Below are 494 nucleotides of genomic sequence, written 5' to 3'. Positions count from 1 at the left end.
CCGTTCGGTCGATGACTTGGTCAAGGCGATGGGAATGTCGGGCATTTCCAAGAGCCAGGTCTCCCGGCTATGCGAAGAGATCGACGACAAGGTCAAGGCTTTCCTGGCTCGGCCGATCGAGGGCGATTGGCCATATCTATGGATCGACGGTGCGCCATGCGGCGCGGGAGGTGCTGATGTTTTAGCGTAACCTCTCAAAGCTTGCCGATTTTTGACCGGCGGCTGCGATGCCGCCCGATCTGCAGGAGCAGTGGGTCGAAGGGGGCCGAGAAGCCGGACCGGGCGTCGCCGGTTGGGTTGCATAAGCAGATTGGCCTTAACTGTACCGGACGCGGGCCATCAACCGCGGGCCGGACTACCGCAGTGCCCATGGCGAGACAACGAAGTGGGCGCCAGAAGCCTCGAAACACAGAAATCGCTTCCATCAGCGTGATGGCGTGGAAGCACGAAAGAGCGATCAGAGGCGGTAAGGTTCGTCGATCCTTACTGCCGGG

The 494-nt window shown here is 60.7% G+C and carries 1 pseudogene; it reads left to right on the top strand.

What is annotated here, in order from left to right:
- Positions 1-148: pseudogene (locus AC1D0P_RS28585) on the top strand (transposase); the annotation flags it as partial.
- Positions 149-494 lie beyond the last annotated feature (346 nt).

It is taken from the genome of Polaromonas sp. P1_G2, assembly GCF_056405515.1.
Note: the sequence above shows the minus strand (reverse complement) of the source record. Positions and strands in the feature narration are given on the sequence as shown.